The sequence below is a fragment of the Streptomyces sp. NPDC059008 genome (assembly GCF_042749045.1).
GTDB lineage: Bacteria > Actinomycetota > Actinomycetes > Streptomycetales > Streptomycetaceae > Streptomyces.
Genome location: NZ_JBHYJC010000002.1, coordinates 298,920 through 321,105, shown reverse-complemented (window position 1 = coordinate 321,105; position 22,186 = coordinate 298,920). Strand labels below are relative to the sequence as shown.

Genomic DNA, 22,186 nt, shown 5'->3' with positions numbered 1-22,186 from the left:
AACGTGAGCGGTGCGGAAGGTATTCCGGCGCGAAGGGTATTCCGGCTCGGAGCGTATTCCGGCGCGGAGGTATTCCGGCGCGGAGGTATTCCGCCTGTTACGCGAAGACGACCGTGCGGCTGCCGTTCAGCAGGACCCGGCGCTCGCTGTGCCACTTCACGGCCCGCGCCAGCGCCTGGCACTCCACGTCCCGGCCGATCGCCACGAGCTGGTCCGGCGTGACCTCGTGGCCGACGCGCTCGACCTCCTGCTCGATGATCGGGCCCTCGTCGAGGTCCGCGGTGACGTAGTGCGCGGTGGCACCGATGAGCTTCACACCACGGGCGTGGGCCTGGTGGTAGGGCTTGGCGCCCTTGAAGCTCGGCAGGAAGGAGTGGTGGATGTTGATGATCCGGCCGGACAGCGCCTTGCACAGATCGTCGGAGAGCACCTGCATGTAGCGGGCGAGGACCACCAGCTCGACGTTCTCCGCCTGCACCAGCTCCAGCAGCTGCGCCTCGGCCTGCGCCTTGGTGTCCCGGGTGACCGGAATGTGGTGGAAGGGGATGTCGTACGAGCCGACCAGCTCGGCGAAGTCCGTGTGGTTGGAGACCACGGCCGCGATCTCGATCGGCAGCGCGCCGATCCGGGAGCGGAAGAGCAGGTCGTTGAGGCAGTGCCCGAACTTCGACACCATCAGCACGACGCGCATCTTCTCGTCGGCCCGGTGGATCTGCCAGTCCATGCCGAAGGAGTCGCCCACCGCCGCGAAGCTGGCCCGCAGCTTGTCCACGCTCACCGACGCGTCCGCGCTGAAGTGCACGCGCATGAAGAACAGTCCGGTGTCGTGGTCGCCGAACTGCTGGCTGTCCTCGATGTTGCAGCCGGTGATGAAGAGATAGCTGGACACGGCGTGCACGATGCCCTGCTTGTCCGGGCAGGACAGCGTGAGGACGTACTGATCGTTCTGGCCGTTCCGGTCGTGCTGGCCGGACGGGGTGGGCTGCGACTCGCTCATGACCTCATAGGGTCGCACACCCGCGGAGCAGGTCAGGCCGGGGCGTCCGCCTGACCGGTCATGATGGCCAGCACCTCCAGCGAGCGGGGCGCCGCGTCGGGGTCCTCGCCGTCCGCCGCCGCCAGCCGCACATGGGCCTCACGGGCCGCCCGTACGGCCTCCGGCCAGCCCTGGTGCGCCATGTACGCGGTCACCGGGGCGTCCGCGCCGACCTGGTGCATGATCCGCAGCACCCGCAGTACGGCGACGTCGACCAGCTGGGCCTCCTGGGCGTCGCGGAAGATCGTGCCGATGTACTTGTCGGCGGACCAGTTGTCCAGCCAGGTGTCCTCGACGAGCCGGTAGACGGCGTCGGTGACATCCCCGTATCCGGGCCGGCCGGCCAGCCAGGTCTCCTGGTGGAACACGGGGTCGGAGAGCATGTGCAGCGCGGAGCGCACATTGCTGCGCCAGCGCCACCACGGCATGTCGTTGAGTGGCATGCCGCCCATGGTGGTCGAGCGGCGGCCGCGACGGGAAGACTTCTCCGAACCTTGCACAGTATTCGATCGTACGTTCTTCACTGTCGATCTCCAGCGGCCCCCCGGAGTTCACCTCCACGTCACTTTCCGTTGCTCTTTCGTCACTCGGACGTTCCTACCGGGACGGAAGGCTGCGGTGCCATGACCGGACGGCGACGCTCCTCCCCCCGCCCCCTGCCCCACACTCCCGCGGTCGTGATCGCCTCGGTGGTGGCATGTACGGCGGCCATCGCGTCGCTGCTCTCCGGCTGCGGCTCCCTCCCCGGATCGGGGGGTTCCGGGGAGAAGGAGCCGATCACGGTGATGACCTGGGCGCCCCAGGACACCAAGGCGACCAATATGCCGGGCATGCCGGCCATGGCGCAGGCGTACGCCCGCTGGGTCAACTCCCGCGGCGGCATCAGGGGACACCGTCTGCGGGTGCTGACCTGCAACGAGCGCAACGACTCGGTGGCCGCCGCGCAGTGCGCCCAACGGGCGGTGAGCCAGGGCGCGATCGCCGTCGTCGGTTCCTACAGCCAGTTCGGCCGCCAGATCATGTCGCCGCTGGAGATCAAGGGAATCCCGCTCATCGGCGGCTACGGCGCCTCCGACGCGGAGTTCGAGAGCCCGCTGTCCTACCCCGTCAACGGCGGCCAGGCCTCCCTGCTCGCCGGCAACGGCCGCCAGCTGGCGGGCGACTGCCGGCACGTGGCGCTGGTCCGCCCCGACACCATCCAGGGCGACCAGATGCCCTCGCTGCTCAACTCCGGCCTGCGAAGCGGCAGCCGGAAACCGGCCAAGGACATCAAGGCACCCGAGGACGGCACCGACTACTCCGCGGAGGTGACCCGGGCCCTTGAGCAGGTGGGCGCGGACCCGGCCGTCTACGGCAAGGCGGAGGCGGGCGGCAAGGCACCGGGCGCCTGTGTGGCGGCCGCGCTCGGCGACCACACGGACGCGTTCTTCGACTCGTTCCGCCGGCTCCAGGAGGACAACCCCAAGGTCCGGGTCGCCTCCGTGCTCGGCAGTGTCGGCCAGTCCCTGCTGAACCGTACGGGCGGTATGTCCGGGCCGCTGGAGGGCGCCGACATCACCGGCTGGTACCCGGTCGCCGACGACCCCCGCTGGAACCCGATGCGCAAGGTGATCAACGACTTCGCCTTCGAGGACAACCGCGTCGACCCCGCCGACCAGGGCGTCCAGACGACCTGGATCGCCTACACCGTCCTGCGCGCCCTGATCGAGGAGCTCGACGACCAGGGCGTGGAGGACATCACCCCGCGCGGTCTGCAGACGGCACTGGACCGCGGCGACCGCGCCGTCGACACCGGCGGCCTGACCCCCAAGCTGCGCTGGCGCGAGGACGACATGCTCGCCGTCCAGGACTTCCCGCGCATCGTGAACGCCATGGTGACCTACCAGGTCGTCCGCAACGGCGAACTGGTCGCCCAGCGGAGCGGCTTTGTGAACGTCACCAAGACGCTGGAGCGGCGGCAGACGGACGACTGACCGGCCGCCCGGGGAGCGAGCACGCCCTGGGGCCCGCCCCATCGGACAGGCCCTCCCCGGCGGCCGCTCAGAGCTGCTCGGGGCGGCGCTCCGTCAGGCCGTACTTCTGGGCGAGCGGGTTCCAGATCTGCGCGGCCTGCTTCTTGGCCGCGGTCGCCTGGCCGCTGGCGGCGTTGCCCTGGGCGGTCTGCCTGGTGACCCGGGCCTTGCCCTTGTGGCAGCCCTTCTTCCCGCCGACCTGGCCCGCCCAGGCCGCGTAGTGGTTGTCCGCGGAGGCCGAGGACTGCCAGGCCTTGGTGAGCGCCGCGGTCAGCTGCGCATGGTTGGGGATCTTGTCGACGGGAAGCTGCTGCAGCCGTTTGACCAGGGCGTTGCGCTGCCCGGCCGCGGCCCGCAGATCCTTCGCCGCGCCGGCGAGGTTGTCGCAGGACTTGATGCTGTTGACGGCACCGATCACCGACGCGCGGCTGTCGTTGCTGTCGCCCAGCAACGCGTCCAGGCCCTTGGCCTGGGCCTCGGCGGGGTCGGTGGTCGGCTTCGGCTGCTCGTCCTTGGCGTCGGCGTCCTTGGCCGCGCTGCTCCCGGGGCCGGGCTTCTTCGCGGTGTCGTCGCCGCCGCCGCTCAGCGCCCAGCCGACGCCGAGGCCTGCGCCGGCGAGCGCCACCACGACCAGGCCGATGATCACGGCCGGGGCGAGGCGCCGCCGCCCGCCGTCGGAGTCGTCGTCATACGGGGCGGCCTGCTGGTCGTAGCCGCCACCGGGCGGGAACTGCTGGCCGTAGCCCTGGCCCTGCCCGCCGTACTGCGGCCGGCCCGGGTCCTCGAAGCGGGGCAGCTGGGCGGTGGAGTCCGGCGCGCCCGTCTGCTGGACGCCCGGCCCGTCGCGGAAGAGGCCGTCGAACTCGGCGGGCGTGGCACGGTCGCCGGGCGTGCCCGGGCGGACGCCGTACGGCGCGCCCGGAGGCGGGGCCGGCGTGCCGGCGCCCACCGGGGCGATCAGCTGGGTGGCCTCGGAGTCGCCCGCGGCGCCGGGCATCGGCTGGGGCTGCGGCATCGGCCGGCCCTGGGGGCCCGCCTGCGGCGGCTTGATGGCGCGCAGCATCGTGGTGGACTCGTCGGGCGTCTCGGGGCGCGTGGTCGCCTCGGGCGGCAGCGGCGCGGCACCCGGTCCGCCGGACCGTGCGTCGAAGGGGGGTATCAGCGTGGTCGCCTCCGCGTCGCCCGCGGCGGGCGGCAGCGGCGCGGCCTGCTGCGGGGTCGCCCGCACCAGCTCCCCCGTGGGGCCCGGCTGGGGCTGGGACGGGGCCTGAGGCTGGGGCTGGGGCTGGGGCTGGGGCTGGGAGGGAGCCTGGGGCACCTGGCCGCCCTGCTGGCCGTACGGCAGCGGCGGGGCCTGCTGCCCCGGCGCCTGCGGGGCCGGCGGCGGCCCGGGCGGCATCGACGGCTGCCCCTGGGGCGGCGCCGGGAAGCCCTGGCCCCCCTGGGGCTGCGCCTGCGGCGGCATGGGGGCCTGGGGGGCCTGCGCCGGGGGCTGGGCGTAGCCCTGCTGCTGGCCGTACCCCTGCCCCTGGACGGGCTGCTGCTGCCCGTACGGCTCGGGGGCGGGGGCGGCCTGCTGACCGGGGCCCCAGGGCTGACCCCAGGGCTGACCGGCCGGCGGCGCGGCCTGCTGGTCGGGCACCCACGGCTCACCGTTGGCGGGCAGCACAATGCCCTCTCGCGCGGGACCGGCCGCAGGATCCTGCGGGTCGTGGCCCTGTCCGCTCTGCGTCACCGTGACTCCTACCAACGTGCAGACCTACGGAATCGTCGGCTGCACGCTACCGGTTCGCAGCGACGTTCGACCACGCCCCCTGGTCACCGCGCGGATCCACCCCCTCTCCCGAGATCGTCCGCCCGCCGCCGCGGGCGCGTCACGCCGCCGCGGCCCGCAGCTCCAGTCGCGCACTGAACTCCCGCACGACCGGCTCGTCCCGATAGGGCTCCAAACGCAGCTGGAAGTCCTCCAGGTACTCCGTACCGCGATCCGAGCGCAGCCCGCTCAGCAGCTCCACCGCCTGGGTACCCGTATGGCAGGCCTGCTCGACCTCGCGCTGCTGCACCTGGGCGCCGGCCAGCAGCAGCATGCCGATGGCGCGGCGCCGCGCCCGGCCCTCGGGATGCCCGTGCAGCGCCTCCTGGGCGCGCTGGCCGGCGGGGCCGGGCTGCCCCAGGTCCCGGTGGCAGTGGGCGAGTTCGTCGGCCAGATACGCCTGGTCGAAGTGCGTGATCCACACCGGGTCGTCGCCCGCGTCGGTGGCCTGCTGGGCGCGCTCCATCGCGGCGACCGCCCGGCCCGCCACCACCTGGAAGGCCCGGCCGTCGCCCATCAGGGCGTGCCCGCGCGCCTCCGCCGCGCAGAACATCGCCTCGGTGCGCGGCGTGACGTGCCCGCGGGCGCCTTCCTGCGCGGCGCGCGCCAGTTGGGCGATCTCCCGCGGGTTGCCGAGCGAGGCGGCGAGATGGCTCATGCTCGCGGCGAGCACATAGCCGCCGTAGCCGCGGTCGCCGGCCGCCTGGGCCAGCCGCAGCGCCTGGATGTAGTAGCGCTGCGCCAGACCGGGCTGGCCGGTGTCGACGGCCATATAGCCGCCCAGCTCCGTCAACCGGGCCACCGCGGCGAACAGTTCCCGCCCGACGGACTCCCGGTAGGAGCCGGCCAGCAGACCGGAGACGACGCTGTTGAGGTAGTGCACGACGACCGGCCGGACGTGCCCGGCGCCGAAGCGGTGGTCGAGTTCGCTGAGCGCCGTGGTCATGGCGCGCACCGCCTCGACGTCCGAGACCCCGACCCGGGCCCCGGCGTTCCGGGCGACCTGGGTGTCCGCACCGGTGATCAGCCAGTCACGGCTGGGCTCGACCAGCGCCGAGGCCGCGACCGTGGAGCCGCTGAGGAAGTCCCGTCGGCCGACGTCGCTGCGCCACAGCTCGCAGACCTGCTCGATCGCCCCGAGGACGGTCGGCGAGAACTGCAGCCCCACCCCTGACGCGAGGTTCTTGCCGTCGGCCATCCCGATCTCGTCGATGGTGACCGTGCGGCCCAGCTTGCGGCCCAGCGCCTCCGCGATGACGGCCGGGGCGCGGCCGCGCGGCTGCTGCCCGCGCAGCCAACGGGCCACGGAGGTCTTGTCGTAGCGCAGGTCGAGACCGTGTTCCGCGCCGCACATGTTGACGCGACGGGCGAGCCCCGCGTTGGAGCAGGCGGCTTCCTGAATGAGCGCCTGCAGCCGCTCATTGGGCTGCCGCGCGACGAGTGGCCTGGCGGCCATGCTTGTACCCCCTGGTTACTGCTGCGCGTTCGCCGTCGAACGCCGTTCCCCGTGATCGATGCCCCGCGAATATCCCGGATATCCGAGAGTTCCCGGATACGCGTGATGGGCGGGATCTGATGGATACACGCTTTGCAGCGGATGCCGGTTCGTGAGCGGTTTGTGCAAGGTTCCGGGCATCCCGTGCGAAACGCTGTCCACCGAATCCGGCCACACGCGGGGGTCACGCGACTGCTCTTGACGATCGGGGAATGGCGCGGCGGCGCTCGTGCGCGAAGAGCGGCACCGCCGTGCAGGGCCTCCCCCTCATGCACCGCGGCCTGCCGCCGGGCGGCCTCTCCGCCCGTCACGCAGGTGGCTACCCGCTCGCCGGGTCCCACCCGCACACGCGCCCCCACCGGTGCATCCATGCGCCCCACGTGCGAGAACGATGCGCCGGGCAGCTCATCCATTCAGCCGTAACCCTTGGTGACACGGAGAGTTGTCATATGCGTGGAAGAGACCATCGGAGTCACAGGAGCCTCGCAGATCCCCAAGCAGCGCGGCGAGCAGCTGCTCGAAACTGCGGTGCGTTACGCGGAAGAGCGGCATTGGGACGTGTTCCCCGGCGCATGGCTGGAGCACGACGGCGAGAGGCTGCGCTGCTCGTGCGAGGCCGGCGACTGCGCCGCGCCCGGCGCACACCCCACCGCCCCCGGCTGGGCCGGGCTGGCCAGCGGCAGCGCGACGGCGGTCCGCCGCATGTGGAGCAAGCAGCCGCGGGCGTCGATCCTGCTGCCGACGGGCCGGGCGTTCGAGGCGCTCGACGTGCCCGAGACCGCGGGCTGCCTGGCGCTGGCCCGTATGGAGCGGATGGGACTGACCCTCGGCCCGGTCACCCGCACCCCGGACCGCCGGATGCTCTTCCTCGTCCTGCCCGGCGCCGCGGTCAAGGTCCCCGCCCGGGTACGGGAGATCGGCTGGGCACCGGCCGGCCTCGACCTGATCTGCCGCGGCGAGGGCGAGTACATCGCCGCCCCGCCGACCCGGGTGGGCGCGCACGGCTCGGTGCAGTGGGCCCGCCGCCCCACCGCCACCAACCGCTGGCTGCCGGACGCGGACGAGCTGATCAGCCCGCTCGCGTACGCCTGCGCCCAGGACGCGGCGGCGGTCCGGGCGCGCTGACCCGCGGCCCGGCGGCTCCGCCGCCGCCCACGACCCCACGGCGCCCGCCTGTCGGTACCTGCTCGTATCGTGGGATGTCGGACGGGGGTCACGACGGCCCCTGCGGGGACGTCGAAGGGCAGGACCGGTGGCCAACGAGCCGGAACACCACGAGGGGCGGGCCGTGTCGGCACCGCCGCAGCACACATCGGCCACCGCTTCGGGCGGGCCGGCCGCGGCGGGGGCCGCGGGCGGCCCGCCCGCAGTGCGTATCCAGGGGCTGTGGAAGAGGTTCGGCGAGCAGATCGCCGTCAACGGCATCGATCTGACGCTGCCCGCCGGCCGCTTCATCGGACTGGTCGGCCCCAACGGCGCGGGCAAGACCACCACCCTGTCCATGGTGACGGGCCTGCTGCGGCCGGACTCCGGACAGGTCGAGATCGGCGGGCACGACGTCTGGCAGGACCCGGTCGCCGTCAAGTCCCGGATCGGTGTGCTGCCGGAGGGCCTGCGGCTCTTCGAGCGCCTCTCGGGGCGCGAACTGCTCGGCTACACAGGGCGGCTGCGCGGTCTGCCGGGCGAGGAGGTCGACAAGCGGGCCGCCCAGCTGCTGGACGTGCTGGACCTGTCCGGCTCCCAGCACAAGCTGGTGGTGGACTACTCCACCGGTATGCGCAAGAAGATCGGGCTGGCCGCGGCGCTGCTGCACAACCCCGAGATCCTCTTCCTCGACGAGCCCTTCGAGGGCGTCGACCCGGTGTCGGCACAGACCATCCGCGGCGTACTGGAGCGCTACACCGCCTCCGGGGCGACGGTGATCTTCTCCAGCCATGTGATGGAGCTGGTCGAGTCGCTGTGCGACTGGGTAGCGGTGATGGCCGGCGGGCGGATCCGCGCGGACGGGCCGCTCGACGAGGTGCGCGGCGCGGCCCCCTCGCTTCAGGACGCCTTCCTCGAACTGGTCGGCGCGAACGACCGCGCCGCCGGGCAGAGCCTGGACTGGCTGGGCGGTGGCGGCGCCCGATGAGCACCGAATCCACCGCGGTGGCCGCGCGACCGGCCGCCGCGCCGTCCCCGACCGCCGTCTTCGTACGGCTGAAGCTGTCGCTGCTGCGCAACGGGCTGCGCCAGTCGACCGGGCGCACGCTGGCGTACGTCGGGTCCGTCCTCGTCGGCCTGCTGTTCGCCGCCGGCGTCGTGCTGGGGCTGACCGCGCTGCGCGGCAACGCCCACGTCGGAGCACTGGTCGTGCTGCTGACCGGCCTGCTCACGCTGGGCTGGGCGGTGATGCCGCTGTTCTTCCCCGCCTCCGACGAGACCTTGGACCCGACCCGGCTGGTCATGCTGCCGCTGCGGCCGCGCCCGCTGATCGTCTCGCTGCTGGTGGCCTCGCTCGTCGGGATCGGCCCGGTCGTCACCCTCGCGCTGGTGACCGGCGCGGTCATAGCGGTGGCCAAGGGAGCGGTCGGCGCGGTCGTCGGCGTCGTGGCCGTCGCCCTGGTGGTGCTGGTGTGCGTCTCGCTGGCGCGCGCGGTCGCCACGGCGTCGGTGCGGCTGCTGACCAGCCGCCGCGGCCGCGATCTCGCCGTCCTGAGCGGCCTGTTCATCGCGATCGGCGCACAGGGCGTCAACATCGCCGCCCAGAGGCTGGGCCGCCCCGACGGCCTGTCCGTACTGGAGCCGCTGGGGGAGGTGCTGCGCTGGGTGCCGCCGGCCTCGGCCGTCAGCGCCGTCGAGGACGCCGGGAACGGCGCGTACGGGCGGGCGCTGGCCGGGCTGGCGCTGGCGGCGCTGGCGCTGGCGCTGCTGCTGTGGTGGTGGCAGCGCACCCTGACCGCCCTGATGACGTCGCCGGACTCCTCCACCCTCCAGGCAGTCGAGAAGGACAGCGCGCGCCGTTCCGGCACGGGCGAGCGGGGGCTCGCGCGGCTGCTGCCGGACAGCCGTACGGGCACGGTCATGCTCCGCACGCTGCGCTACGCCTGGCGCGACCCCAAGTCGAAGATGTCCTGGGCGACGTCGATCGGCGTCGGCCTGCTGGTGCCGATCGTCTCGTCCGTACAGGGCAACGGCAGCATCTACACCGCGTTCTCGGCGTCCGCGCTGCTCGGGATGCAGATGTACAACCAGTTCGGGCAGGACACCTCGGCGTTCTGGATGGTCGCCTCGACGATCGCCACACGGCGGGACGCCTATCAGGAGTTGCGGGCCCGGGCGCTGGCGCTGGCACTGGTGGCCGTCCCGTACGTCACGCTGGTCGTCGTCGGCTCCGCGGCGCTCATCGGGCCGTGGTCGGACTTCGTGGAGGTCTACGGGCTCTCGCTGGCCGTGCTGGGCGCCCTGATGGCCACCGGCGCGCTGTCGTCGGCGCTCTTCCCGTACTCGATCCCCTCGGAGGGCAACAAGAACGTCGCTCCCGGGCAGGGCGCCATCGCGTGGTTCAGCCTCTTCGGCGGCGTGCTGGTGGGCGCGGTGCTGTGCTCGCCGCTGCTGGCGCTGACGATCTGGCTGCACGTCGCGGACCTGCACGCGCTGCTGTGGATCCTGCTGCCGGTCGGTGCGGTCTACGGCGCGGTGATCGCCGAGCTGGGCCTGCGGCTGGCGGCACCCCGCGTGGCGCGTCGGCTGCCGGAGATCCTGGGGGCGGTCAGCAAGGGGTGAGCCGGTGAGCTCCTCGGTCCAACGGGCCGGTGCGGCCGCGCCGTGAGGTTGTCCACAGGCCGCACCGGCCGGTGGACGCGGGAGGTAGCGTCGTGGCGACGGCAGCGACGAGGGTCGTGGCCACGACGGGGAGCAAACGGGGGTGGGGGCGGTGATGCGCGCCGGAATCGTGCTGGTGACGGGCTGGCTGGCGGTGCTGCTGTGCGCCGGCGCCGTGCAGGCGGCGCCGGCCGGACCCGACCAGCCCACGCAGACCGCGTACCTCGCCGAGCAGCTGCGCAAGAACCCGGTCTACATCAGCGACCAGATCCCGCTCGCCGTCCCCCGCTCGTCCGCACCCGAGTTCGCCCGCCAGGCCCGGCGCCTGGGCGTGCCGACGTATGTGATCGTGCTGCCGAGCACCGCCTACGGCGCCAAGGCCGACGCCCTGCTCGCCGGTGTCCATGACCGGCTGGGGCGCAAGGGCCTGTATGTCGCCCTGACCGACTCCGGTCTGGACGCGGTGCAGACCTACGGTGTGAGCCTGCCGGGTGCCCAGGACGCGGACACCGCGACGCTGTACGAGCTGCCGTACGACGCCACCCCTCGCGAGGTCTTCCGGCACTTCGTCGAGGTGGCCACCTCCGGGCAGGCGCATCAGCGCGCCGAGCAGGCGCGTGCCAAGTACGGGGACGGGTCGGACGAACCGCCCGCCCTGCACATCAGCGGCACCGACCGCGAGAACCAGAGCTTTGTGACCGGTGCCGCGGTCACCTGCATCCCGCTGACGGCGCTGCTGATCACGTTGTACGCACTGCGCCGGCGGCGGGTGCGCCGCGCGGCGGCCGGGGGCGCAGCGGCGGGGCGCGGCGGGACGAAGGCGGGCGGCGGCACGAAGCCCGGCGGCGGTACGAAGCCGCGCCCGGGGAAGAAGGGCGGCGCCGGGAAGCAAGGGAGCGCCGGCAAGCGGCCGGCCGGCGGCCCCGGGCCGGTTCCGCGCGCGCAGTTGCTGCCTCTGCTGGCGGGGGCCGTGGTGCTGGCCGGCCTGATCGCCTTCACCGCGTCGCAGGTCTTCGACGACACCACCAGCGGCGACGGCTCCCGCCCCACGGCCGCCGACCTGCGCGCGCGTCTCGACCGTGTCGCCGACGGGCTGCGCCACGACCCGCTCTACCTCGACCCGGAGAGCACCCCCGCGCTGAACACCGCCGAACGCGACCGCCTCCGCAAGCGGCTGCGCGCGCTGGACCTTCCGGTGGTGATCGCCTCCGTGCCCAGCAGCACCGACGACGAGTCCGGTGGCGACAAGGAGCTGCTGGCCAAGTCGCTGCACGACCGGCTGCGCCGCGACCTGCTCATCGTGCTCGCCGAGCCGGTGTCCGGCGACATCGAGGTCGTCAACTACGGCACCCGCGTGAACGACATGTACCTCATCGACCGTCCGCGCGACCTGTCGTACCCCGAATCCACCGCCCCCGAGCTCGGCCGCCGCCTGGACCGGCTGCTGACGTACCTCGCCAAGTCCCCCAAGGACAGCACGGGCAACGCCCCCTATGTCCCGCCGCCGGCCGCCGACCCCGCCGAGGAGCAGGTGCTGCCCGGCCTGTTCGCCGGGGACTTCGCGCCCGGTCTGCTCGTCGGCGCCTTCGCCGCCGGCCTGCTCTTCGGACTGGTGGCTGCGGGGTGCGGCATCGTCCGCGTGACCACCCGCCGGGTGCGGACGGCGGACGGCGACCAGGACCCGGCCCAGGCACCGCACCAGCCCTCGCTGTCGTGGCTGCGACGCACCGCCCGGCAGGAACTCGACGCCCTCACCGCCGCCCTGGAACCGGCCGCCGCCCTGCCCGAGGACGACCGGCGCCGGGCATGGGAGTGCCTGGATGCCGCCGCCCTGCTGATCGACGGCGACAGCGACAGCCGGATCGACGCCGACGCCACCCCCACCGCGCTCGCCTGCGCCGTCGTACTGGCCCGCGCCGGCCGCACCGCCATCGAGGAACCGGCCGCCGCACAGCACGCCTGCCATCGCAATCCGCTGCACGGCGCGGCCCGCAAGCGCGCACAGATACGGCCGGACAAAGGCGGCCAGGCCCGGTCGCTGCCGGTGTGCGAGGCGTGCCGGGCGACGCCCGGCCCGGTGCTGCGGCTGCGCTCCGCGGGCGGCGCCGGGCGTGGATCGTCCGCCCCGTACCCCACCCTCCCCGGACCGCTGGCCGCGCTCGGCGACGGCGCCGGAATCGATCAACTCACCCGCGATGTACGGGAGTACTTCGGTGTGCACTGACCCCACCCACCGCCTCGGCCCCCGGCGCGCCGCGGCCCGCCGGCTGCGGACCGCCCTCGGCCTCGGCGCCTCGTCCGTGGCGCTGCTGTTCGCCGCGGCGGCGCCCGGTGCGGCCGCCGACGAGAGTCCGGGCGGAAAGAGTCCGGGGCAGAAGATCGCCGATGCGCTGCGCCGCTCGCCGGTCCATGTCGACCCGTCCCTCTCCACGGCCGTCGACGCCGACCAGCAGCGCAAGCTGGTCGCCCAGATCGAGCGGACCGGCCTGCCGATCCGGGTCGCGCTGGTGCCGCTGGTCGAGGGCGACAGCTGGGGCGGCAAGCCGGACCAGCTCGCCGAGGTCGTCCACGACCGGATGGGCGGCGGCCCGTCGATCCTGATCACGCTCGGGGACCTCCCCGGGGACATCTCCGCCCGCGAATGGCCCGAGGGCGCCCATCAGGCGTCGCACGCCGCCGCCGCGGTCTTCTTCCAGGACGACATGAAGGGCGCGGGGCCGGCTCAGCGCGTCGCCCGCGCGATCAGCATCATCAAGGCCGGCAACGGCGACGCGGTGTACGAGAAGGCCACCGCCGAGAGCCTGGGCACCTCGGCGCCCACACCGCACAAGTCGGCCGGCGCGGACAAGGCGGCCCCCTCGGCCGCGCAGGGCTCCCCGCTCCTACGGATCCTGTCCCTCGTCGTCGGGCCGGTGCTGCTGCTGACCGCGGCGGGGCTGCTGCTGCGCCGGCGGGCCCGGCTGCGCGACCTCTCGACGCCGTTCGCGGTGCCCCGTTCGGTCTTCGCCGCCGCGCGGAAGGCCGACGAGGCCGGGCTGCGCGACCGCGCGACGGAGGAGGTCGTCCGGCTGGGCGAGGAGGCGCGGGCCGCGCAGGGCGAACCGGCGGCCCTCGAACGGGCCCTGGACGCCTATGCCGCGGCCGGCACGGTCCTGGACCGGGCGCGCGGAACCGCCGATCTGGCGGGGGTGTTCGCGCTGGTCGCCGAGGGCCGCGCGGCGCTCTCCAAGGCCCCCGTCACGCTCCCGCTGTGCTTCTTCCACCCGCTGCACGGGCCCGCCGTCCGCCGCATACCCTGGCGGCCCCTGGGCCGCCGTGAGCAGCTGCGGGTGGCCGCCTGCGAAACCTGCCTGCGCGCCGTACGCACCCGACGCGCCCCGGAGGTGCTCACCGACCGGCGGGACGACCGCCCCGTCCCGTACTTCGAGGTCCCCGCCGAGGACAGCCTCTGGGCCGCCACCGGCTACGGCTCCCTGCTCAGCGGCGCGGACGACTCGCTCGCCGGCCGCGTCCAGCGCGGCGACTTCACCCGCACGCTGGACTGAGGACACTTCACCCGCACGCTGGACTGACGGACTGACGGCCAAGGCCGGCGGCCGTGGCGACCGAAGCGGCTCGGGCGCTCGGGCGGCCGAACCACTCGGGCGTCGCCCCGGGCGGGCTCAAGCGTTCAGTCGGCCAAAACCTTCAGGCGGCTGAAGCAACCTCAGCCCGCCCGACTGGTCGTCATATCGCCGTGCCGCGGCCGCCGAAGGGGCCCGCGGCACGCCCGGCATTCCGCCGCGCGCCGCCCCGCCCCGCCCGCCTCTCAGCCCGGCGTCGTCGCCGTATGGAGGAACGGTTCGATGGCGTCGCACCAGGCGTCGGGCTGTTCCCAGGGAAGCAGATGGCCGGCGTCGGAGATTTCGGCGTAGGCGCCCCTGGGAAGGACGCGGACCATCTCCTGGGCTTCGGCGCGGCCCAGTTCGGCGTCGAGGCCGCGGATGACCAGGGCCGGGCACGGCACCTGGGCGAGCTCGTCCCAATGGGCGTCATGGACCCAGGTCTCACGAGCGGTGAGCATCTGCCGGCGGGAGAAGACCGGTCGCCACCCGTCGGCGCGCTCGGCCATCACCTCGGCGAAGAACTCACCACGGGCCGGCCGCGGCCGCTCCAGGGTCGGGTCGTCCTCGCCGAACCACTTGCGGACGTCCGCGAGCGTGGCGAACGGCACCGGCCAGGAACGGAACCACTCGGTCCACTCGCGCTGCGAGGCCGCCCCCAGCGCGGACGCCCGCATATCGCAGATGACCAGCGCACTGACCAGATCCGGGCGCCGGGCCGCTAACTGCCACGCCGTCAGGGCCCCCATGGCATGCCCGACCAGGGCGACCGGAGCGAGGCCCAGCTGCTCGACGGCCGCGATGGCATCCTCGACATACGCCTCACGGTCGTACGGCCCGTCGGCGGGCTTCTCGCTGCGGCCGTGCCCTCGCTGGTCCAGGGCGACCGGGCGGTGACGGGCGCTCAGCCGCCGGGCGGTGTCCGCCCAGTGCGCGGCGCGCCCCATCAGGCCGTGGAGCAGCAGCACGCCCGAACGGTGCTCGCCGCCTTCCAGCCCGCCACCGGTCTTGGGCGGGTCGGTGAATTCCCAGGCGGCGAGTCGTACGCCGCCGGTCCCCGTCACATCGATGCGCCGCACCATGTGCCCTGGCACCCCCAATCGTCCCTTGGCCAGCTCCACACTATCGAACCCCTATTCGAACGCACCGCTCCCGCGCAGAACACCCCTCGTTCGAGTGACCTCGCTCAAGGATTGGCCGCGCTCACCACGGGGAGACATCTGCCGGGAGGCGGGCCCTACCGGGAAGGGGGCCCGTGGGGGAAGACCCTGAGAGCTCGGGGCTCCGGGTCTTGGGTGGGGGACATGGGGAGGCAGGGCCCCGGCTGCTCGCAGCGCCGGGGCCCTGACCGTCTCCCGATGCAGTGGATGCATCCGAGCCCCCTCCCTGGCAAGGACAGGCTGACGCATGGCCATGCGTCAGCGTGACACGAGACCGGCCGTATCGCACGGATTCGCACAAGTCCGTTCAACGCGCAAGGACTTACCGAGCCCGCTCAGCGGCGCGTCGGCGCAGCTCAGCGGGCTCGTGAGGGGCACTCGGAGAGAGTGCGAAAAGAAAGAAAACGCTCGCGGCAAGCCGCGGTCAGCACACCGCTTCAGCGCTTGGCGACGAAGACGTGCGAGGCGATCTCGGAGTCCAACTCGGCCGCCTCGCCGCTGCTGCCGACCAGCACACCGGCCGGCGACTCCGTCACGCTCACCACCGCGCCCGGCTGCACGCCGGCCCGCCGGAGGGTGTACATCAGCTGGGCGTCCGCCTGGATCGGCTCACCGATACGGCGCACCACCGCCGTCTTGCCGTCGGCACCGGCGTCCAGGTCCATCAGGCTCACCATGCCCGCGTCCAGGAACGGATCGGCCTCGGCCTTCTCGCCCAGCTCCTCGAGGCCCGGGATGGGGTTGCCGTAGGGCGACTCCGTCGGATGCCGCAGCAGCTCCACGACACGGCGCTCGACCGCCTCGCTCATCACATGCTCCCAGCGGCACGCCTCGGCGTGGACCTGCTCCCATTCGAGCCCGATGACGTCGACGAGCAGGCACTCGGCGAGGCGGTGCTTGCGCATCACCCGGGTCGCCAGCCGCCGGCCCTCCTCCGTCAGCTCCAGATGCCGGTCGCCCGCGACCGTCAGCAGCCCGTCTCGCTCCATGCGCGCGACCGTCTGGCTCACCGTCGGGCCGCTCTGTTCGAGCCGCTCCGCGATGCGGGCGCGCATGGGGACCACACCCTCCTCTTCGAGTTCGAGGATGGTGCGGAGATACATCTCCGTGGTGTCGATCAGTCCGGACATGCGTGCCCCTTGATGTGTGGTGCGGTGGCCCCGGACTCAATTCTGACGCATCCCGCCGACAACGGTGCCCCGTCGTCCGCGGAGCGGACCCCGTCGGTCCGTATTGACAGGGCACTGGTCCAGACCGCAACGTGATCCGCGCCACTGATCAGATACCACGAGATCCGACGTGATCCGACGAGAGGGGCCCGCGGCAATGGCTGACAGCGACCGGAGCGACCGGCTGGCCGGACAGTACTTCGACGCCGCGATCGACCTGCTGCAACGGGTCCGCGACGAGGAGGGCGAGCGGATCGCCGCCGCCGGGCGGCTGATCGCGGACACCGTCGAGGCGGGCGGCCGCGTCTTCTCCTTCGGTGCCGGCCACTCCTCGCTCCCCGCGCAGGACACGGTCTACCGCGCGGGCGGTCTGGCGGTCATGAATCTGCTGTCCGTGCCGGGCGTCGTCGGTGTCGACGTACGGCCCGCGACGCTCGGCAGCGCGCTGGAGCGGGTCGACGGGCTGGCCGCGGCCGTCCTGGACACCAGCCCGCTGCGGCCGGGCGACGTGCTGGTGATCATCTCGCTGTCCGGGCGCAACGCGCTGCCCGTCGAGATGGCGATGAACGCGCGGGCCCTGGGCATCAAGGTCGTCGGCGTGACGTCGGTGGCGTACGCGGAGGCGACCACGTCGCGGCACGCCTCCGGCAGCTTCCTCAAGGACCACTGCGACCTCGTCCTGGACAGCCGGATCCCGGTCGGTGACGCGGAGCTGACGCTGCCCGGCATCGACGCGCCGTTCGCCCCCGCCTCCACGGTGGTCACCAGCGCGATCATGCAGGCCGTGGTGGCGACGGCCGCCGGCACCCTCACCGAGCGGGGCATCGACCCACCGCTGCTGCGCTCCGGCAACGTCGACGGCGGGCACGACTGGAACGCCCGGGTGATGAACGAGTACGCGGACCGGATCTTCTACCGGGAGTGAGGGGCCGGGGGGCGGGGTGACGTCAGGTTGACGCCGCGCCCGACAGGTCCAAGGAGGCGGCGATGCGGGACGCGACCTCCTCCGCGTAGTCCGCGTCCGCGCGGTCGAAGGGGCGGCGGGCGGGCGAGCGCAGGAACGTCACGACGCCGAGCGTGCGACCGCGGCTGCGCAGCACCGCGCACAGGCCGTGCACGGTGCCGTCCGGCCAGTTACGGGCGGCCGCCCAGCCCTCTGCCGGGGCGGAGCCGGCGCTGCTGCGCACCGACCCGCGGCGCTCGTACGCCTGGAACGCCGGATGGCCCCGCACATACGGCACGGGGATGCCGGTCGCCGAGGACGCCTCCGAGGGGCCGGGCGAACCGGCCGGGGAGGACAGCGTCCTCACGAGAGCGCAGGCCGCGCCCGCCCCCTCGTAGCCGCCGTCCCCGTCGTCCGCCTCCCGGGCCTCGTACGTGTCGTCCCCGGCGACCACCCCGTACGGCGCCGGAGCGGGCTTCGTGGCGAGGTCGACCAGGCCGTGGTCGGCGAAGCCCGCCAGCGCGAAGTCGAGGTGGACCGCGGCGGCCTCGGCCGGGTCCGGGCACTCCGCGGCCGCCCGGCCGGCGCGGTGGAGCTGATGGGCCCGGAAGCGCAGCAGGGAGTTCTCCTGTTCGGTGCGCTTGGCCTCCGTGACGTCCTGGAAGAGCCAGGCGACGCCCAGCGGCACCGGCTCCTCCGCCAGTGGCGAGGCCAGCCGGACGAAGCCGCTGCGCCAGCACCGGCGCGGCAGCTCGGCCTCCTCGGAGCGCAGCGTCACCCACAGCTCGGCGGCGGCCGGCGGCGCGCCCTCGGCGAGGACGTGCTGCAGGGCGCACTCCAGCTCCTCGACGCCCTGCGCCAGCAGCTCGGCCAGCGGGCGCCCCAGCAGGGCCGTCCGCCCCACGCCCAGGATGCGGGCGGCGTGCGCGTTGACGACGGCGGGCCGCAGATCGGCGTCGACCAGCACCACACCCCACGACGCGTCCTCGAAGAGGGCCTCGCTGAGCGCGATGGAGCGCTCCAGGTCGATCTGCGTGTGCACCTCGCTGAAGGCGCAGTACGCGCCCGAGACCCGGCCGCCGGGGCCGCGGACGGCGGAGGACTGGGTGCGGACGAGAACGCGGTGGCCGTCCTTGGCCAGCAGGGCGAACTCATGGACCTGGCGGCCCGGGGAGCGCATCGCGGCCGTAAGGGCGGCGTCGACGCCGTCGGCGTCCTCCTTGCGGACGGCCCAGCCGGTCAGGCCCGTACGGCCGACGGCCTCCGCGACGGTCCAGCCCAGGATGCGCTCGGCCTCGTGGTTCCAGTGGGTGACCGTGCCGTCCGCCGAGAAGGCGACCAGGGCGGCGTCCATGCCGTCCAGGAGCGCGGCGAGCAAGCCGGAGTCCTCGGTCTCCTCGGCGGCGCAGCGCGCCGAGGCCGAGGAGCCGGACAGACCGGAAGAAGCCGACGATGCAGACACTGGCACCCCTCACGAACGCGGCCGCACGTGCTCCACCTGGGAACATTCAACTGGAACGTGACACACCCCACAGCCGATTCGCGGAAATCGTTGCTCCCGGAAAAATTTGGTTGTGCGGTGCCGGAGCGCTTCCTAATGTGTGGGGCACACGAGAAGGGAGGTGGTTCGGCCAATGATTTCGCACCGGACGCGTGAGGTGGCTGCGGGCTAGCGGCCCGTCGCTTCACCGAAGTGCAGCGCCGGACCAGCGCATACTGCAGATGCGCAGCCGGCCAATTCCCAGCAGTCACCCGACCCGCGGGCTGTCGGTTCGTCCGACCGGCCCTTCGCGCCACCGAGCGCGGAGGAGCAGCCCGCGGGTCGCCTGCGTTTTCACGCGGGCCGCCCGCGGTCGTACGGCCGGTTCGGGTGCTCCGGCTCGGGCATCCGGGTTCGGCTCAGGGGCAGGGCCCGGCCGCAAGGGTCCAGGCCCCGTCCGCAAGGCGCAGGCCCCCGCCTTACGGCGCCAGGCGCTCCACCCTCCAGGTCACTCCCCCGGCCTCGGTTCCGGCCTCGGTCCCGGCCGCGGCCTCGGTCTCGGCCTCGCGGACGTATCGGAGCCGGTCGTGGAGCCGGTTCAACCGGCCCTGCCAGAATTCGATCGTTTCGGCGGCGATCCGGTAGCCGCCCCAGTGCGGCGGCGCGGGCACCTGCTCGCCCTCGGGGTAGCGGGCCGCCAATTCCTCGTAGGCGCGCTCCAGTTCCTCGCGCGAGGAGACCGGGGCCGACTGGTCGCTGGCCCAGGCGCCCAGCTGGGAGCCGTGCGGGCGGGTGCGGAAGTAGGCGGCGGTCTCGTCCCGGCCGATGCGCTCCGCGGTGCCGGTCACCACGACCTGGCGGGAGAGCGGGTGCCAGGGAAACACCAGGGAGATATGGGGGTTCTCGGCCAGCTCACGGCCTTTTCGGCTGTGGTAGTTGGTGAAGAACACAAAGCCGCGGTCGTCGAACGCCTTGAGCAGCACGGTCCGCGAGCTCGGCCGGCCGGCGGCGTCCGCCGTCGAGACGACCATGGCGTTCGGCTCGTGCAGACCGGCCACCGTCGCGTCCTTGAACCAGCGCGCGAACTGGTCGTACGGGCTGGCGGCGAGGTCGGACTCGGCGAGTCCCTCGGCGCGGTAGTGCGCACGCATGGTGGAGGGATCGGGGGTCTCGGCGTGAGGCGCGTCGGCTGGGTGCACGGCCTCATCTTGCAGCATCGCCGCGGGCGCGGTCAGGTGGGAGGGGCGGAAGTCTGCCCCTCGTCGACCAGCCGTAACCCTCCCGTCGGCCAATCGACCGATGTGCCGGATCTCACGCTTCCCCGCAGGTGAGGGACCCGACAAAATCATGGCTCGGCGCACTGTGGCCCCCGGACAGGGGGAGCTATCGTGTTCCGTCCGGCCCGAGGGGACGCACCACACGCCCTGACCACACGGCCTGACCGCAAGAGCACCGCACCGACCCCGCCCGCCCGCGGCCCCGACCCACCGCGGGCAGGACCCTCGCGTGGCCCACGCCCTGGCGGGGCATCACCGGGGTGACCGGTACGGACCGCGAGCTGCCCGCGCAGCCGCGTAACCGCGCCGGCACCGCACACCAGACTCGACCGCACGGCAGCCGGTCACAGGCCGTATGCCGTCCCCAGCTTGAGGAGCCGCCTGATGTCCGACTTCGTACCCGGACTCGAGGGAATCGTCGCGTTCGAGACGGAGATCGCCGAACCGGATAAGGAGGGCGGCGCGCTCCGCTACCGCGGGGTCGACATCGAAGACCTCGTCGGGCACGTGTCGTTCGGCAACGTCTGGGGGCTGCTGGTCGACGGGGCGTTCAACCCCGGTCTGCCGCCCGCCGAGCCGTTCCCGATCCCGGTGCACTCCGGAGACATCCGGGTCGACGTGCAGTCGGCGCTCGCCATGCTCGCGCCCGTATGGGGCCTGAAACCGCTGCTGGACATCGACGAGGCGACCGCCCGCGACAACCTCGCCCGCGCGGCGGTCATGGCGCTGTCCTACGTCGCCCAGTCGGCGCGCGGGCAGGGCCTGCCGATGGTGCCGCAGAAGGAGATCGACAAGGCGGAGACCGTCGTGGAGCGCTTCATGAAGCGCTGGCGCGGCGAGCCCGACCCCAAGCACGTCAAGGCCGTCGACGCCTACTGGACCTCGGCCGCCGAACACGGCATGAACGCCTCCACCTTCACCGCCCGGGTCATCGCCTCCACCGGGGCGGATGTGGCGGCGGCGCTCTCCGGCGCGGTCGGCGCGATGTCCGGTCCGCTGCACGGCGGCGCGCCCTCCCGGGTCCTGGGCATGATCGAGGAGATCGAGCGGACCGGCGACGCCGGTGCCTACGTCCGCAAGGCGCTGGACAAGGGCGAGCGGCTGATGGGCTTCGGCCACCGCGTCTACCGCGCGGAGGACCCGCGTGCGCGGGTGCTGCGGCGCACCGCCAGGGAGCTGGCCGCGCCCCGCTTCGAGGTCGCCGAGGCGCTGGAGAAGGCCGCGCTGGAGGAGCTGCACAACCGCCGCCCGGACCGGGTGCTGGCCACCAACGTCGAGTTCTGGGCGGCCATCGTCCTGGACTTCGCCGAGGTCCCGGCGCACATGTTCACCTCCATGTTCACCTGTGCGCGGACGGCCGGCTGGAGCGCGCACGTCCTGGAGCAGAAGCGGACCGGCCGCCTCGTGCGCCCCTCGGCCCGCTACGTCGGCCCCGGGGCACGCGGGCCGCAGGAGATCTCCGGCTACGACGACATCGCGCGCTGAGCCGCCCGGCCGTGGGGCGCGGCGGCGGTCAGAGCTTGCCGCCGAGCTCCACGGTGCGGTGCCCGCCCAGGCGCGGGGAGAACTCCGCGATGAACTCGTCGCGGAGGTTCGTCCAGTTCCAGAACGTGAAGCCCAGGTGGCCGAAGGCGAAGAAGTCGTCCTTCCACCGCCACTGGTCCACCGGCGCGGCCCGGCCGCAGGACCGGCAGCGCACCTTCGTGGCCTCGGTGTCGCCCTCGTCCCAGCCCTGTATGGCGCCCCGGAACGGCTCCCAGGCCGCCTCGTCCGGCTCCCAGGGCCGGTCGGCGAGGGTCAGCTCGGTCCGCGCCGAGCAGTGCGGGCAGGTCGCCGCCTCCGGATGGCCCTGACCGGAGTCGAACATCGTGCGGCCGACATGGACGTACAGCCCGCCGTTCTCGTACGTGTCGTCATGGACGGCGGCGCCGTAGCGCGGTCCCGCACCGTGCCCCCGGCCGTCGCCGTCGAGCACGCAGGTGCTGAGCTCCGCCTCCACGATGCCCTCGGCCACCAGCCAGGCCACGACCTCCGCGCCGAGCCGCGCGGCGTCCTCGGCCGTGGCGTCGACATCCACGATGGTCTGGAAATAGTCGCCCATGTCCCCCTGCTTTCATGGTCGTTGGCGTGGGGGGAACGATAGGGCCACCCACTGACACGCTGCGCTTGGGCTTGCTTCCCACGTTGTCGGCTTTCCCGCCGTGCCTCGTCTCGCCGTTGCGCCTGCGGCGGGCGGTTGTGTGTCGGGTGCGGCCCCGTGGTGCCGTTTCGCCGTTGCGCCTGCGGCGGGCGTGGTGTTGTCGGGTGCGGTGACAGCCCTACGGACTTCGTCCTACGGTCTGTCCCCTCCCGTGGGTGGGTGGAAAGAGCGGCCGGTGGGGGCGAGCCCCGTCCG

Annotated in this window: 17 protein-coding genes; 8 read left to right on the top strand and 9 right to left on the bottom strand. The window is 73.3% G+C overall.

Features of this window, described 5'->3' with window-relative positions; genetic code table 11:
* Window positions 1–97: 97 nt before the first annotated feature.
* Window positions 98–997 (bottom strand): formyltetrahydrofolate deformylase, encoded by a 900-nt coding sequence (gene purU, locus ACFWZH_RS04335; protein WP_384425155.1) that lies wholly within the window; start codon window positions 995–997, stop codon window positions 98–100.
* A gap of 32 nt (window positions 998–1,029) precedes the next feature.
* Window positions 1,030–1,488 carry a hypothetical protein gene (locus ACFWZH_RS04330; RefSeq protein WP_384425153.1) on the bottom strand — a complete coding sequence of 153 codons (459 nt, stop codon included), beginning with the start codon at window positions 1,486–1,488 and terminating at the stop codon, window positions 1,030–1,032.
* A 171-nt stretch (window positions 1,489–1,659) separates the two neighbouring features.
* Here ACFWZH_RS04330 and ACFWZH_RS04325 point away from each other — a divergent pair, with 171 nt between their 5' ends.
* Complete coding sequence (locus tag ACFWZH_RS04325) at window positions 1,660–3,009, top strand: ABC transporter substrate-binding protein (protein ID WP_384425152.1); 1,350 nt, start codon at window positions 1,660–1,662, stop codon at window positions 3,007–3,009.
* 67 nt (window positions 3,010–3,076) lie between these two features.
* On the opposite strand, the gene ACFWZH_RS04320 is transcribed toward ACFWZH_RS04325, so the two are convergent.
* Window positions 3,077–4,783, bottom strand: coding sequence for a hypothetical protein (locus ACFWZH_RS04320; RefSeq protein WP_384425150.1), 1,707 nt, complete (start codon window positions 4,781–4,783; stop codon window positions 3,077–3,079).
* 139 nt (window positions 4,784–4,922) lie between these two features.
* Window positions 4,923–6,317 (bottom strand): transcriptional regulator, encoded by a 1,395-nt coding sequence (locus ACFWZH_RS04315; RefSeq protein ID WP_384425148.1) that lies wholly within the window; start codon window positions 6,315–6,317, stop codon window positions 4,923–4,925.
* A 492-nt stretch (window positions 6,318–6,809) separates the two neighbouring features.
* On the opposite strand from ACFWZH_RS04315, the gene ACFWZH_RS04310 reads away from it, so the two are divergent.
* The 5 genes from ACFWZH_RS04310 (at window position 6,810) to ACFWZH_RS04290 (ending at window position 13,705) form a co-directional block, all read left to right on the top strand.
* A complete protein-coding gene (locus ACFWZH_RS04310; RefSeq protein ID WP_384425146.1) occupies window positions 6,810–7,481 on the top strand; it encodes a bifunctional DNA primase/polymerase in 672 nt (223 codons plus the stop codon).
* Between the two features lie 163 nt (window positions 7,482–7,644).
* A complete protein-coding gene (locus tag ACFWZH_RS04305; RefSeq protein WP_384425652.1) occupies window positions 7,645–8,487 on the top strand; it encodes an ABC transporter ATP-binding protein in 843 nt (280 codons plus the stop codon).
* On the top strand, window positions 8,484–10,121 hold the full coding sequence (locus ACFWZH_RS04300; RefSeq protein ID WP_384425144.1) for a transporter: 1,638 nt from the start codon (window positions 8,484–8,486) through the stop codon (window positions 10,119–10,121). Before ACFWZH_RS04305 ends, ACFWZH_RS04300 begins: the two co-directional genes overlap by 4 nt.
* A 154-nt stretch (window positions 10,122–10,275) precedes the next feature.
* Window positions 10,276–12,384, top strand: a complete 2,109-nt coding sequence (locus ACFWZH_RS04295) for a hypothetical protein (RefSeq protein ID WP_384425142.1) — start codon at window positions 10,276–10,278, stop codon at window positions 12,382–12,384.
* Window positions 12,374–13,705: a hypothetical protein gene (locus ACFWZH_RS04290; RefSeq protein ID WP_384425140.1), complete on the top strand. Its 1,332-nt coding sequence runs from the start codon at window positions 12,374–12,376 to the stop codon at window positions 13,703–13,705. Before ACFWZH_RS04295 ends, ACFWZH_RS04290 begins: the two co-directional genes overlap by 11 nt.
* 263 nt (window positions 13,706–13,968) lie before the next feature.
* Here the strand turns inward: ACFWZH_RS04290 and ACFWZH_RS04285 are convergent, their stop codons facing one another.
* Both ACFWZH_RS04285 and ACFWZH_RS04280 read right to left on the bottom strand, forming a co-directional pair.
* Window positions 13,969–14,844 carry an alpha/beta fold hydrolase gene (locus tag ACFWZH_RS04285; protein WP_384425139.1) on the bottom strand — a complete coding sequence of 292 codons (876 nt, stop codon included), beginning with the start codon at window positions 14,842–14,844 and terminating at the stop codon, window positions 13,969–13,971.
* 515 nt (window positions 14,845–15,359) lie between these two features.
* Window positions 15,360–16,052, bottom strand: coding sequence for a metal-dependent transcriptional regulator (locus ACFWZH_RS04280; protein ID WP_238574840.1), 693 nt, complete (start codon window positions 16,050–16,052; stop codon window positions 15,360–15,362).
* Between the two features lie 196 nt (window positions 16,053–16,248).
* Here ACFWZH_RS04280 and ACFWZH_RS04275 point away from each other — a divergent pair, with 196 nt between their 5' ends.
* Complete coding sequence (locus ACFWZH_RS04275) at window positions 16,249–17,016, top strand: SIS domain-containing protein (protein WP_384425137.1); 768 nt, start codon at window positions 16,249–16,251, stop codon at window positions 17,014–17,016.
* A 22-nt stretch (window positions 17,017–17,038) separates the two neighbouring features.
* On the opposite strand, the gene ACFWZH_RS04270 is transcribed toward ACFWZH_RS04275, so the two are convergent.
* Both ACFWZH_RS04270 and pdxH read right to left on the bottom strand, forming a co-directional pair.
* Window positions 17,039–18,496 (bottom strand): PAS domain-containing protein, encoded by a 1,458-nt coding sequence (locus ACFWZH_RS04270; RefSeq protein WP_384425135.1) that lies wholly within the window; start codon window positions 18,494–18,496, stop codon window positions 17,039–17,041.
* Window positions 18,497–18,993: 497 nt separating this feature from the next.
* Window positions 18,994–19,665, bottom strand: coding sequence for a pyridoxamine 5'-phosphate oxidase (pdxH, locus tag ACFWZH_RS04265; protein WP_384425650.1), 672 nt, complete (start codon window positions 19,663–19,665; stop codon window positions 18,994–18,996).
* A 510-nt stretch (window positions 19,666–20,175) separates the two neighbouring features.
* Here pdxH and ACFWZH_RS04260 point away from each other — a divergent pair.
* Window positions 20,176–21,276: a citrate synthase 2 gene (locus ACFWZH_RS04260; protein WP_384425133.1), complete on the top strand. Its 1,101-nt coding sequence runs from the start codon at window positions 20,176–20,178 to the stop codon at window positions 21,274–21,276.
* A gap of 28 nt (window positions 21,277–21,304) precedes the next feature.
* On the opposite strand, the gene ACFWZH_RS04255 is transcribed toward ACFWZH_RS04260, so the two are convergent.
* Window positions 21,305–21,892 (bottom strand): hypothetical protein, encoded by a 588-nt coding sequence (locus tag ACFWZH_RS04255; protein ID WP_384425131.1) that lies wholly within the window; start codon window positions 21,890–21,892, stop codon window positions 21,305–21,307.
* Between the last annotated feature and the right edge of the window lie 294 nt (window positions 21,893–22,186).